Genomic DNA, 12,149 nt, shown 5'->3' with positions numbered 1-12,149 from the left:
TTACTCCATCCGGATGCGCGGATCGAACCAGCCGTATGAGAGGTCCACCAGGAAATTCACCAGCACTACCATGACGGCCAGTACCGTGACGGTGCCTTGCAGTACCGGGTAATCACGATTGGCGATGGCCTGAAGCGCCAACGACCCCAGGCCTGGCCAGGCGAACACCTGCTCGACAACGACCACACCGCCGATCAGACCACCGAATTGCAAACCGATGAAGGTGATCACCGGAATGGCGGTGTTGCGCAGCGCGTGCTTATAAAGCACCCGGCGTTCCGACAGGCCTTTGCTGCGCGCCACGGTGACGTACTGACTGCCGAGCACTTCGAGCAGTGAAGCGCGCAGCAACCGCACGGTGGTGGACGTGAGGATCAAGCCGAGGGTGACGCTGGGCAAAATCAGTGAAAGGGCGCTCTCGTACCCTGACGGCGGCAACCAGCCGAGGACCACCCCGAAAATCAGGACCAGCATGATGCCCAGCCAGAAATTCGGGAAAGATAACCCCAGCAACGAGAACATCCGGATGAACTGGTCAGCCCAGCGGCCCTTGTGCACTGCCGCGTAAATACCGAGCGGCAGAGAAATCAGGATGGAGATCAGCAGGGACGTCAGGGCCAGCAGCAAGGTGGGTGGCATGGCTTGCCAGACCAAGGTACTGACGGCCGTTTTGCTGCGAAAGCTGATTCCGAGGTTGCCGGTCAGCAGCCCGGAAAGGAAATTGCCGTATTGCGTCAGGAATGGCTGATTCAAACCGAGTGCCTGGCGGATTTCCTGCAGTTCTTCTTCCGAGGGGGCCGAAGCCCCCTGGAAGAGGGCGACGGCCGGATCTCCGGAGAAGCGCAGCATGACCGCGACAACCAGCGTCACGAATACGATGACCAGCACCGCTTGCAGGAACTGGGAGAGGAGGTACTTGGCCATAAGGCAGCGTCACTTCACGCTGACATTTTTCAGGTTCAGCAGGTTATCACTCGGTGCTTTGAAGTTCTGTACGCGTTGACCGACACCCCACAAATCCTGCTGGTTGTACAGCGGAATTTCGATGGCTTCATCATGCGTCATTTTGGCGACGTTGCGCAGGATGGTGAGGCGTTTCTTTTGGTCGCTGAGATTGTGCTGCTCGTCGAGCAACTTGTCCATCGCGGGATTCTTATAGTCAGGATTCCAGAACTGTCCGCTGTGGTAGAGCAGGTAAGCCGTGTTGTCGAAGTCGAACGTCCAGCCTCCCCAGCCCATCTGGTAGGCGTTGCTGGTTTTGTTTTTCGGGATGATGTCGCTGTAGAAGGTGTTGGTTTCATAGGTTTTGAGTTCGGGTTTGAGCCCCACGGCCTGGAAGAATCCCGCGACAGCCTGCGCGACTTCACGGAATACCGCGTCAGTACCGACGAAGTCAATGCCGATGGTCGTGCCGGGCTTCACTCCCGCTTCCTGCAGCAGCTGCTTGGCTTTGGTGGGATCGTACGGGTAAGGTTTCAGATTCGGATCGTACCCGAACGATTTGGCACCTTGCAGTGAAGCGATGGGCGTACCGTAGCCTTGCAGGATGCTTTTGATGATGGCTTCACGGTCAACTGCGTAATTCAGTGCCTGACGCACCTTGAGGTTGTCGGTGGGGGCTTTGCTGGTATTGAAACGCAAGCTCATGGCCGTCGGGCTGTCCACTGCCTGCAATACCAGCTTGTTGTTCTTCTTGATGGTTTCTGCCTGACTGACCGGGATGCCTTGGGCGATATCAATGCGTCCCGCTTGCAGTTCCGCAACTCGCGTCGAAGGCTCCTCGATGAAGCGGTAGGTGAGGTTGTCGACTTTGGGCGCGCCTCCCCAGTACTCCTTGAAGGCTTGAAGTTTCAGAGATTCGCCGTTCTTGTAGGAAACGAATTTGAAGGGTCCGGTGCCGACCGGATGGGTGTTGAAGTAATCTTCGCCTTTTTCCTTGAGGTACTTGGGAGGAACGATCATCGCGCCGTACCCGGCGAGTTTGGTGAGCAGGACCGGATCGGCCTGCGAGAGGATGAAGTCCACCGTGTATGGATCGATGACCTTGACCTCTTTGATGGCGTTGTAGTTGGCTTGTTGCGGACCTTTCTTGCCTTCGGGGCCCAGCAGGCGGTCAAAGGTGAACTTCACGGCAGCAGCGTTGAAGGGTTCACCGTTATGAAATTTCACGTTCTTGCGTAAGGTGAAGCGCAAGGTTTTGTTGTTGTTCAGCGCGGTCCATTTGGTGGCCAGTCCCGGCTGCAGTTTCAGGTCGGGGCTGCGGATGACCAGCCCGTCGTAAATGTTGTGTCCGACTTGGCCCCAGGCCATCAGGAACGTGTCGATCGGGTCCCAGCTTTGCGGATCCTGGCCGGTCGCGACGGTCAGGGTCGTGCCCTGAGCGTGAGCGGCGCCGACGGCGAGGGTGAGTGTAAGCAGCAAGGGTTTGAGTGCTTTCATGGCGTTCCTCCGGGTTGGGGTAAGAGGTGAGGCGTTTCGGGCTGTCGGGGCGTTCAAACGAGTGTAGAGGGAGCCGTGGGTGCTCCAAGTTGCTTTGACAATTGTTGGGCGGCGTGGCGTGTCTGATGGGCCAGGAACGGAATGCGTTCTTGTTGAAAGCGGAATTCAGGTCCGGAGAGGCTGATGCTGGCAGCCACGACTCCGTTGGCTGCGAAGACGGGGGCTGCAACGCCGGCGGTGGCGTCTTCGAGTTCTGAGTAGCTGACGGTGAAGCCAGTGGTGCGGTCGCGGAGTATTTTCTGCCAGAGAGTCGTGGGGTCGGTGATGGTGCCGCTCGCGTAGGGTGTAAGCGGCGCGTTTTGCAGATAAGCGTGAATCTCCTGGTCCGTTCGAAAGGTGAGAATGGCCCGTGGGCAGGCGCCAGCGTACAAGGGTGCGCGTCGTCCGATTCGCGTGTAGGTGCGTACGGGCTGGGTGCTTTCGAAGCGTTCGACGTAGATGGCTTCGGTACCGTCCTGCAGCACGAGGCTGACGGCTTCTCCTGTCGCTTCGAGCAGGGTGCGCATGGGCGCCAGGGCGAGCTGGCGGATGTTCACGCGTTCAGCCACCAGGTTTCCGTAATGCAGGAAGCTGTAACCGAGCATGTAATGTCCGTTGGTGGCCCGTTGAAGCAGGCCAGCTGCCTGCAAGGTCGTCACGAGTCGATGCGCGGATCCTTTGGGCAGCCCAGCGAGTTCACTGATTTGTTGCAGGCTCAGTGATGGATGGTTGGTGAACAGCTCAAGGAGGCTCAATGTTTTGAGTACAGTGCTGTTCAGAAAGCACCCATCCTTCCTGGTTCCAATTTATGGAACCTTGTTCCACTTCTTGTTGAGTTGAGAGTATTGTAAACACAGCACCCCGAAGATGCAAACGACCACCCCTATCAACTGATCTCTTCGTCCTGAAAGCTGCACACCACAAGCCCGCCCATCGCCACACGCCGCGCCAGGAAGCCCTTCTTCAGCCACTCGGCACGTCAGGAGTGCACCATGACCCGCCACAACGACCCGGTCAAACGCGTTCAAGTCGACGGCCAGTATCACGTCTGGACAAAGAAAGTCGGACACGGACCGGTCACGCTCCTCTTGCTCCACGGCGGGCCAGGCTGCACCCACGAATACTTCGAGTGCTTCGAACAGTGGCTCTCTCCCGACAAATACACCTTCTACTACTACGACCAGCTCGGCTCGTTTTACTCTGATCAGCCTGACGACCCCAGCCTATGGACCGTCGAACGCTTCCGGGAGGAAGTCGAGCAGGTACGCCAAGCCCTCGGTCTCGAGCAGTTCTACCTCTTCGGTAACTCCTGGGGCGGCATGCTCGCTCTCGAGTACGCCCTCAAATATCAAACGCACCTCAAAGGCCTGATCGTCAGCAACATGACGGCCAGCATCGCCTCATACGTCGCCTACATCAACGAGTTGCGCGAACAACTTCCCGAGGAAGACGTTGCGCGTATGAAGCAACACGAAACGAGCGGCGAACTCGACCATCCTGAATACCAGGAATTACTGATGACGCTGTACAACCGGCACATCTGCCGCGTAGTGCCCTGGCCGGAACCCGTGCAACGCATGTTCAGTCACCTCGCGACTCCAGTCTACAACACCATGCAAGGTCCCAACGAATTCGTGGTGTCCGGAAACTTCAAAGACTGGAACCGCTGGGAGGACCTACACCGCATCACCGTACCGACCCTGCTGTCCGTCGGCCGGCATGACAGCATGAACCCCGCAGACATTCAGGAAATGGGCCGACGCATGCAGAACGCCACAGTATCCATCTGCGAGAACGGCAGTCATCTCAGCATGTGGGATGACGCCAACACCTACTTCGGTGCACTCGAGCAGTTTATCCACGAGGTCGAGCAGCAAGGGGTAGCTCGCCCTTGAATGCGAGGTTTTGCGTTTCATCGATGGAACCCTTAGCGCTCAGTGGTCATCCAAGCTGCTTCAGGGTGTCGCATGACGTCAAGCGGTACCTCCAACAGCACCCCCGGTGTGCGTGCCCTGACCATCACGGACAAACCCGCAGCCTACACCTCACTTGAAACACCACCGAAAGTCGCTTTTTTGTCTTGACCACGCCTCAGCTGTCTGACCTCACCAAAACCCGCGGACTCGCGGCGCTTCTCATCACCACCTTCTTGATGAACGCCGGATTCTTCATGGTCATACCGCTCGTGACGGTACATTACGTTTACGTGCGCGACCTGGGTTGGGCTGCCGGCACGGTGGGCTTGGTGCTGGCCGCGCGTCAGATCACCCAACAGGGCCTGACGGTTTTTGGTGGCGCCCTCGCTGACCGGGTTGGACCGCGCAGCTTGATCCTGGCGGGCTTGCTGGTGCGCGCATTGGGATTCGGCGCGATGGGCTGGGCGAATGACTTCCCCGCGCTCCTCGCCGCCGCCGTTCTTTCCGGGGTGGGCGGCAGCCTGTTTGACGCACCAAAAAACGCGGCTGTAGTGGTGTTGACATCCGTGGTCGGGCGTACATGAGCCTATAGCCTGATGGGGGTAGCGGACAATTTCGATATGGTGATTGGCCCACTGCTCGGGGCTTTGCTGATTCGGTCTGACTTCAAGACAGTCACGCTGGTCTCCGCATCAGTTTATGTCGTCGCATTTGTATTCCTGATCCTCAGCCTGCCAAAACTCCACGGGACCTCACCGACAGGTGGCCTCTCAGGACTCGGCGTGGTGACACGCGACCGCCGCTTTGTCCTGTTCACCATGCTGATGATGGGCTACAGCGCCCTGGTGGTACAGCTGAATGTCGCGGTAACCTTGAAAGGCAACGCGCTCGCTGGAGAGGCGGCTATACCTTGGCTGTACGGTATGAACGCTGGCCTGGCCATCGCGCTGCAGTATCCATTGCTGCGGCAAGCCGAGCGGTGGCTGGCGCCGCCGCTGGTACTGATTCTTGGGGTGAGCTTCGCTGCACTCGGCTTGGCCGGCATGGCCTTGACCGTATCCTTTCAGACGTTGCTGGGCTGCGTTGCGGTCTTCGCGCTAGGGTCTGTCTGGCGGAACTCATGGGGAGTAGGTAGGTTTTTGGGATGCACCGGACGGACATGACGAAAGCGCAGTGGGCAGCGCTCGAACCCTTGCTTCCGAGCAATCCGAGACGTGGTCAGCCCTACAACCCACACCGCAAAGTCATCAACGGCATCCTCTGGCGCCTCAAAACTGGCGCTCCCTACTCGCCCTGACAGCGCGGCCAAAAGCGGTTTTGGCCGCTGGGCGATTGGCGTGACATTCCGCGTCGCTACGGTTCCTGGCAAACCTGTTACGACCGGTTCGTGCGCTGGTCGAGAGACGGCACCTGGCACCGTTTGCTTCAGACCCTGCAAGCTCATGCTGACCAAGACGGCCTCATCGACTGGGAAGGGGCCGCCTTGGACAGCACCCACATCAAAGCGCACCGCAGTGCCACAGGGGCAAGAAAAACGCTTACCAAAGCAGAAAAAAGGGGCTCATCGCAGACGAATGGCTGGGATCCAGTCGTGGGGACGCACCAGCAAGATTCATGTCCTGAGTGACGGACTCGCCCGTCCTCTGGCCGTGCTGGTTTCGGTCGGCCAAGCTTCTGATCCAACCTTTCTGGTCCCACTCCTTGATGAGATTCGGGTCCCACGGGACGTCCCAGGTCGGCCCCGCAAACGTCCGACCACGTTGCGTGTTGACCGAGCCTATGGGGCACGTTGCTATCGACGTCAACTGCGGGCCCGAGGCATTCGCTGTGTTTGTCCTGAGCGCGAAGATGCCAAGAAGGCCCGGCTCAAACGAGGCTCAAAGGGTGGACGGCCGCCCAGGTTTGATGCGAAAGCCTATAAGGGCCGCAATGTGGTCGAGCGTTGTATCAATCGGCTCAAGGATTTCCGCGCTGTCGCCACCCGCTATGAAAAACGCGGACGGCATTTCCTCTCTGCCGTCCATCTCGCTGCCATCATGCTCTGGCTCTGATCCGCCAGACACACCCTAGACGTTGGGCTACAAGACCCCGGTAGAATTCGAGCAGTTCAGGGAACGCGAGGCGGCGTAACTGAAAGTACGCAAAACCGAGGCAGGCTCAATCGGCGGCAAATGATCCTGCCAGCCGAAAAGGCAGGAATCTCGGTGCGCCGCCAATGTCAGTTGCTGAAGGTGAACCGCGCCAGTGTGCACTACCAAAAGACCCTGAAAAGGGAAAGAACTCAAGGAATCAATGACGACCAGCTGCGCCAGGAGATCGAGCAGGTGATCCTCGACTGCTCAGGTTACGGGTACCGGCGAGTGACCCATGAGCTCGGTCGGCGTCATCGGCAGGTGAATCACATGCGGGTCCGCAGGGTGATGAAGCAGCACCAGTTGCAGTGCCGGGTGAGGCCTCGCAAGAAGAACACCCCTGGCCTTCCAGCGGCTGGCATTCCGAATCTGCTTCGGGACGAGAAGATTGTGCCCAGTGGACCGGATCAGGTGTGGATCGAGGCGCGACCGGGGCGGCCCTGTCCCGGCGAGCCGTTGGCATGCGGACTTCACCTTCGTGCACGTCCTGACGGGTTTCGTGTACCTGGCCTGCGTACTCGACGGGTATTCAAGGAAGATCGTGGGCTGGGCTTTGTCGTAACGTCCGGACGCGCCGCTGGTGTGTGCTGCATTGAAGATGGCAATCAGCGAGCGGGGAGCGTGGCGGGGCTGATCCACCACAGCGATCAGGGTTCGGTGTACCAGAGTGGCGCGTATCTGGCTTTACTCGACTAGTCCAAGGCCACAGGGATAGCTAGGGCTGTTCGAGTTTGGGGTAGAGGCGGGCGAGTTTAACGCGTGCGTCCTGGGTCTTGAACTGCCAGTTCACGGTGATATTTCGAGCGTTGCGCTCTTGCTGCCACGCCTTGGTTTCGCGCTCCAGGCTCTTGGTGTCTTCGATGCGCCGCTTCAGACACTGTCGTTCCAGCGCCGACCATTCGATTTCAGCCATCTTGGGCAGAACGGACGCCCTTGAGGACGCCTGCCCGCAACTGGAAGCTGGGGAAGAAAGACGTGAACATCCTGCTGCTGTCCGCCACCTGGCAGTCATTCAGCTTCCCGCTGCTCTGGTCCCTGCTCCCACACGGTGGTGCCAGCGCGCAAACCGACCGGAAAGCGCTCCTGCAACGCTTGCTGGCTGTGCGGGGTGAGCGCAACATCGCAGGAGTGTGGGAGTTCGTGGGCAAGGGCTGGTTCGCTTTCCTCGATCAGCACGGCATTGCCCCCTGCATTCGACTTCGCGCTGATTCCCCACTGAACGGTGTCCCAGTGTGGGCCTGCTTTCGTAAGCTCAAGGGCGGCGAGTTGCGTGTGTGGCACACCACGTCGCTGGTTTATGGGGTGCGCCTCCGTGTTCTGGCCACCAAAAACGCGGCTGGCGAAATGTTGTACTTGGCTTATCGTGGTTGGGGCCGCAAGAATCTGGTTCGCTACGCCCACAGGTGGCAATGCGAAAACCTGCACTCGGCGCTGAAATCCCGAGGCTTTAACATCGAAGACACGGGTTTAACGAACGCGGCCCGTGTCTCGACCCTCTTGGTGGCCGTCTCGCTTGCCTTTGTATGGGCCTGCCTCACCGGAAGGCTTGAGGCGGCCAGGCAGCACCTGAAGGCCAAGAAGCACGGCTACAACCAGATCAGCGTCTTCCGGCTCGGCCTCGACACCCTGCAAGACCTCCTGCAACATCCTTCGCCTGCGTCCTGGCGCGCTCTCGGAGCCCTCATGCCACGTTTTGAGCAGCTGTCTTGAATGTCAAGGTGAATCCTTCGGGGCGTTGGCGTTTGGCGACCACAGGACGTGTCCTGTGGTCGCCAAACGCCAACGCCCCGCTCAAGCTATTGACAACACAAAATGCCGACCTCGAACAAGGATCCGTGTCGGACCGGCACGAGCTCTGTTGGCTCACTTCGAAGTCGGCTCCTCTAGCTTATGCTACCGACCGACTCATCGGGTTTCATTGCTACGCCGGGCTGGTCGCGCCACGGTTCATCAGCTCGAATCATGGCGTTCAAGTGGACAACGAACTTTCGCAGGCAGGCGATCAGTGCCACCATCTTTGGTTTCCCCCTGGCGACAAGTTGCTCATAGTGCGCCTTGATGGTTGGATTGTGCCTCACGGCGACGGTGGTTGCCATGTACAGCGCGGTGCGGACTTCTGCCCGGCCACCCCAGGTTGTGCGTCTTCCCCGCATTCGTCCGCTGTCCCGATTGAGTGGGGCGACCCCCACCAGCCCAGCAACCTGCCCTCGGGACAGCATGCCAAGTTCCGGCAACGCTGAGAGGAGCGTCAGAGCGACCACTGGACCGATCCCTGGCGCACTGCACAGCAGCTCGAAGCGGTGCTGTGTCGCTGGGTGAGCCTGCACTGCGTCCAACAACTCTCGGTCCAGGTCTTTGCGGAGCGTTTGGAGGTGGGCAATCAAGTGTTCGATATGAATTCGGACGCCTTGATCGTGGGTGGCCCCCAGCCGGTTTCGTTCTGCCGTCAACATCGTGACGATTTGCCGGCGCCGAACGGCGAGCGCTTCAAGATGACGGATCTGTTCGTCACGGACAAGGCGCACCTCTGGCCGCACAGCCTGCGCGAAGTGAGCGAGGATCAGGGCATCGAGGCGGTCGGTCTTGGCCAGCTGGCCTGTCGCTCTTGCAAAATTGCGGACCTGCCGAGCATTCACGACCGCGATGGGCAGGTGTGCGAGCGTGCTGGCCAGCACGACTGGGCGCTCCATTCCACCGGTGGCCTCACAGACGATCAGCGTAGGCGACAACGCGGCCAGGCGGGTGCAGAGCAGCTCAAAGCCGCCTTCGTCGTTGGTGACATGGAAGGTCTCCCCAGAGGGGTGGAGGGCGACATCGAGACGCGCCTGGGAAACATCAATACCGACGAAGAGTTCCGGGTTCGTCATATAGGACCTCCCGGGACGTGTTCCGGCCGAACCCAACCTTGCAGAAACGAACTTGGAGATTCACGCAGCTGTACGGGCTTTGGGGCCGGGACTGGGCGACGTGGCGACGCTTGCTCAAAACCGGTTTTGGGCACCCAGAGTAGTTCGGTCTGCCACGTCGTGTCCCATACCTAACTTACAAAGAGTAGTCAGGATCGAAGCACTCGCGTTGATTGTGTACACCCTGTAGTTCATTTACCGGTTGAGGAATGCGGCGCAGCAACTGGCTTGGATTCCGGCGAGCCCTTCTGGCGGAGCCAGATGGACAGTACGACAATGCTCACCACCGCTAGGAACTCGCTCTGCCAGTTCTGAAGTGATTGGAACCAGAAGGTGGGTGACTGCAGATACTCCCCGAGTGTTTGCAGTTCACTCCCGTGCGCTGATGCTTCCTGATTGTGTTCTTTTAAACTGCTGATCGCGTGCAGCACGAACGATACCGCGAAGAGCGCGAAGAATGCCATGGACAGAGAGTTCTGGTAAAGCCGCAGGATCATTCCACCCTGACGAACGGGGCCAGGTGCGTCTGGACGACTGCGGGCCGTGTTGGGATCTTCGTCAACGGGTTCTTCCTCATCAACTTTCTTCGACTCTGAGGAGCCCTTCTGTCGCAACCACACGGTCAGCAGGACGTATGCGCCCATTTGCAAAAATTCACTTTCCCAGTTCTCGGTGGTGGCTTCCCAGAAGTGCGCGGTGCCGAGGTAATGCGCGTAGGTGAGGGGATTTCCGCCGTGGTCTTGGCGTTCCGTATTGAGTTCTGCCCAGCCCGCCAGGGACTGTCCAATCCAGAGCAGAAGAAAGATGATGGTCATGACGATGCTCAGATTATTTTCACGCCAGTAACGCTTCATGTTCGCCTCCGGTATAAGGATTTTTGTGTGGAACTTTATGGCATGCGCTTGATTCGGAACGGGCAAATGTCAATAAATTGTTCCAGAAACCTGAAGGCGCACGAATTGCATGCCGTCAGATGATGACCAGCGGGACAGCGGGGCAGAAGGTGTTCAAATTATCTCTTGGTCATTGTGGGACGGCTTGACGGGGCGTTCAGGCTGCTGCATGATCGAAGCCTCAGTACCCCACATTTTGAGGTGAATATCATGCAGGAGCGGGAAAAGGCTGCATGACGAGACCCAGCAGTGCGGCTTGGTCGTCTGTCTGCCAACGTAGAGCGGCAGCGAGGCGTTCAAGGTCGTACCTCACGAGGCTCACCGCCCTTCGACCGTGCTGTTTGCGCTTGATCGGTCGAGTCGCGTGACACCACACCCCGACTCTCAGGCACCACACCAGCGCCAGCGTCACCACGCCGAACAAGCGCTCAAGTCGATCCGACCTTGTCATCGCTGAACCCTCCAAGTCAAAACCCCTGGATTTTTGCGAGCTGAACGTACGTTCCACCGTCCACCGTAAGCGGTACATCGCTCTGGTCTCGTCAATTTTCAAGTCTGTCGCAAGCGCCAGCAGTTCGCCATCTGGGGTGCGCGTCACGACCAGTTGCATGATTGAGCCGAAGATGTTGGCTTTCTCCAGCAGGCCAACGACCTGTCCCGGCTCGACGTACGCCCAGCCCTCATCGAGCCGCAGACCGTCGATCTGCGTGTCCGCCCGAATGCGCAGGCACCGCTTGATCTTGCGACGTCGCAGAAACGTGAACCACTCGCTGCCGATAAATTCGCGGTCCGCGACCAGAGCGCACCACCGCTTCGCGGGCAGCACCTTCAAGAGACGGGCGACCAGACGAGAACGAGCCGCCGTGTCGCTACTCCCGCCGTGCGGCAGGGCCGTCCACACCAGCGGCAAGGTGAAGCCTTCGATGACCACGCCAAGCACAAGGAGGTTGAGATCCGTCTCGCCGTACTCCCAGTTGCGGGCAGGCGTCCTCATGGGCGTCCGTTCTGCCCAAGACAGCGGCAGGTAGTGGCGCTGTTGTTGTCGACGTTCCCTGAGCTGGCTGAGCTTTGTCGTTTGACCAGGACGCTCGTGCGGGCACTGCTGGAACGTACTCCGGAACTGTTGGGAAGCTGGCGTGACGAGGTGGAGCAGAGCGGCTTGAAATCGCTTCAGGCATTCGTGGACGGCTTGCGGTATGAATGGTCCGCCCTCGTCGCAGCCTGCTCGACGTCGTGGTCGAACGGCCCCACGGAGGGCGTGGCGAACCGCTTGAAGCTGGTGAAACGCCAGATGTTTGGTCGGGGATCATTCGAGCTGCTGCGTAAAAAGGTTCTGCTGGCCGCCTGACTTCAGCACGCAGATTGCGGAAGAGCCACTTCCCTTGACACCCTCGCGCTCCGAGGTTCCACGCGTCATCGTCCCTTCGATGATGACGCCCTTCCAGCGACAAGCCCGCCAGTTGAAGTGCTTCGTGCATCCCCAGCTTCTTCCTGAGATCAAACGTTCGCGAGAACGCCGTCTTGGCGTTGGTATATTGCGACGAGAAGGGGAACGGGACGCGCTCGACCCGGCACTGATGCTCGAACTGCTTGCGGTCGTACTCCCCCCAACTCACCCATGAACGCGAAGAAGCGCGATGCTGACGTTCAAGCGTCATGCAGGCATCCCGGAAGGTCAGGCCGTCCTCCACGTCCTGCGGCCGCAAGCCGGTGAGTTGGGTGCAGAAGGGACTGATGGTGGAGCGTTGCGGACGCACGAGCAGCCGGTGTCGTTCGACGCGTTCCAGGGTGAAGGTGTCGATGACGCATAACTGCCGTCCCTGC

Annotated in this window: 11 protein-coding genes and 3 pseudogenes; 7 read left to right on the top strand and 7 right to left on the bottom strand. The window is 59.2% G+C overall.

Features of this window, described 5'->3' with window-relative positions; translation table 11 throughout:
* From nikB to DEIPE_RS19315, 3 genes are read right to left on the bottom strand one after another with little or no spacing between them, the layout of a single operon-like run.
* The gene (nikB, locus tag DEIPE_RS19325; RefSeq protein ID WP_015231268.1) at positions 1-924 is read right to left on the bottom strand and encodes a nickel ABC transporter permease; all 924 of its coding nucleotides are present in this window, start codon (positions 922-924) and stop codon (positions 1-3) included.
* A gap of 9 nt (positions 925-933) precedes the next feature.
* On the bottom strand, positions 934-2,439 hold the full coding sequence (locus DEIPE_RS19320; protein ID WP_015231267.1) for an ABC transporter substrate-binding protein: 1,506 nt from the start codon (positions 2,437-2,439) through the stop codon (positions 934-936).
* Positions 2,440-2,492: 53 nt separating this feature from the next.
* Positions 2,493-3,257: an IclR family transcriptional regulator domain-containing protein gene (locus DEIPE_RS19315; protein WP_157449140.1), complete on the bottom strand. Its 765-nt coding sequence runs from the start codon at positions 3,255-3,257 to the stop codon at positions 2,493-2,495.
* Positions 3,258-3,470: 213 nt separating this feature from the next.
* Here DEIPE_RS19315 and DEIPE_RS19310 point away from each other — a divergent pair, with 213 nt between their 5' ends.
* The 4 genes and pseudogenes from DEIPE_RS19310 (at position 3,471) to DEIPE_RS19295 (ending at position 7,222) form a co-directional block, all read left to right on the top strand.
* Complete coding sequence (locus DEIPE_RS19310; RefSeq protein WP_015231265.1) at positions 3,471-4,373, top strand: proline iminopeptidase-family hydrolase; 903 nt, start codon at positions 3,471-3,473, stop codon at positions 4,371-4,373.
* A 185-nt stretch (positions 4,374-4,558) separates the two neighbouring features.
* A pseudogene (locus DEIPE_RS25425) lies at positions 4,559-5,557 on the top strand (MFS transporter).
* Positions 5,539-6,445, top strand: a pseudogene (locus tag DEIPE_RS23340) (IS5 family transposase). The pseudogenes DEIPE_RS25425 and DEIPE_RS23340 overlap by 19 nt, the downstream one beginning before the upstream one ends.
* Before the next feature lie 120 nt (positions 6,446-6,565).
* A complete protein-coding gene (locus DEIPE_RS19295; RefSeq protein WP_015231262.1) occupies positions 6,566-7,222 on the top strand; it encodes an IS3 family transposase in 657 nt (218 codons plus the stop codon).
* Positions 7,223-7,241: 19 nt separating this feature from the next.
* Here DEIPE_RS19295 and DEIPE_RS19290 read toward each other — a convergent pair whose 3' ends face one another.
* Complete coding sequence (locus DEIPE_RS19290; RefSeq protein WP_041231780.1) at positions 7,242-7,439, bottom strand: hypothetical protein; 198 nt, start codon at positions 7,437-7,439, stop codon at positions 7,242-7,244.
* Between the two features lie 38 nt (positions 7,440-7,477).
* Here DEIPE_RS19290 and DEIPE_RS19285 point away from each other — a divergent pair.
* Positions 7,478-8,236: pseudogene (locus DEIPE_RS19285) on the top strand (IS4 family transposase); the annotation flags it as partial.
* 173 nt (positions 8,237-8,409) lie between these two features.
* On the opposite strand, the gene DEIPE_RS19280 reads toward DEIPE_RS19285, so the two are convergent.
* From DEIPE_RS19280 to DEIPE_RS19270, 3 genes are all read right to left on the bottom strand, one after another.
* Positions 8,410-9,393 (bottom strand): IS110 family RNA-guided transposase, encoded by a 984-nt coding sequence (locus tag DEIPE_RS19280; protein WP_015231260.1) that lies wholly within the window; start codon positions 9,391-9,393, stop codon positions 8,410-8,412.
* A gap of 230 nt (positions 9,394-9,623) precedes the next feature.
* Positions 9,624-10,286 (bottom strand): DUF6766 family protein, encoded by a 663-nt coding sequence (locus DEIPE_RS19275; RefSeq protein ID WP_015231259.1) that lies wholly within the window; start codon positions 10,284-10,286, stop codon positions 9,624-9,626.
* Between the two features lie 247 nt (positions 10,287-10,533).
* Positions 10,534-11,319: an IS4 family transposase gene (locus tag DEIPE_RS19270; RefSeq protein WP_015231258.1), complete on the bottom strand. Its 786-nt coding sequence runs from the start codon at positions 11,317-11,319 to the stop codon at positions 10,534-10,536.
* Positions 11,320-11,352: 33 nt separating this feature from the next.
* Between DEIPE_RS19270 and DEIPE_RS23335 the strand changes: the two genes are divergently transcribed.
* Both DEIPE_RS23335 and DEIPE_RS25715 read left to right on the top strand, forming a co-directional pair.
* The gene (locus DEIPE_RS23335) at positions 11,353-11,673 is read left to right on the top strand and encodes a transposase (protein ID WP_157449095.1); all 321 of its coding nucleotides are present in this window, start codon (positions 11,353-11,355) and stop codon (positions 11,671-11,673) included.
* A gap of 289 nt (positions 11,674-11,962) precedes the next feature.
* Positions 11,963-12,136 carry a hypothetical protein gene (locus tag DEIPE_RS25715; protein WP_245557675.1) on the top strand — a complete coding sequence of 58 codons (174 nt, stop codon included), beginning with the start codon at positions 11,963-11,965 and terminating at the stop codon, positions 12,134-12,136.
* Positions 12,137-12,149: the final 13 nt, after the last annotated feature.

Source organism: Deinococcus peraridilitoris DSM 19664 (assembly GCF_000317835.1).
GTDB lineage: Bacteria > Deinococcota > Deinococci > Deinococcales > Deinococcaceae > Deinococcus_A > Deinococcus_A peraridilitoris.
This window is presented reverse-complemented; position numbering and strand designations above follow the sequence as displayed.

Coding starts and splice junctions, on each gene's coding strand:
- nikB (WP_015231268.1), bottom strand. CDS start 924: ATGGCCAAGTACCTCCTCTCCCAGTTCCTGCAAGCGGTGCTGGTCATC.
- DEIPE_RS19320 (WP_015231267.1), bottom strand. CDS start 2,439: ATGAAAGCACTCAAACCCTTGCTGCTTACACTCACCCTCGCCGTCGGC.
- DEIPE_RS19310 (WP_015231265.1), top strand. CDS start 3,471: ATGACCCGCCACAACGACCCGGTCAAACGCGTTCAAGTCGACGGCCAG.
- DEIPE_RS19295 (WP_015231262.1), top strand. CDS start 6,566: ATGATCCTGCCAGCCGAAAAGGCAGGAATCTCGGTGCGCCGCCAATGT.
- DEIPE_RS19290 (WP_041231780.1), bottom strand. CDS start 7,439: ATGGCTGAAATCGAATGGTCGGCGCTGGAACGACAGTGTCTGAAGCGG.
- DEIPE_RS19280 (WP_015231260.1), bottom strand. CDS start 9,393: ATGACGAACCCGGAACTCTTCGTCGGTATTGATGTTTCCCAGGCGCGT.
- DEIPE_RS19275 (WP_015231259.1), bottom strand. CDS start 10,286: ATGAAGCGTTACTGGCGTGAAAATAATCTGAGCATCGTCATGACCATC.
- DEIPE_RS19270 (WP_015231258.1), bottom strand. CDS start 11,319: ATGAGGACGCCTGCCCGCAACTGGGAGTACGGCGAGACGGATCTCAAC.
- DEIPE_RS25715 (WP_245557675.1), top strand. CDS start 11,963: ATGCTGACGTTCAAGCGTCATGCAGGCATCCCGGAAGGTCAGGCCGTC.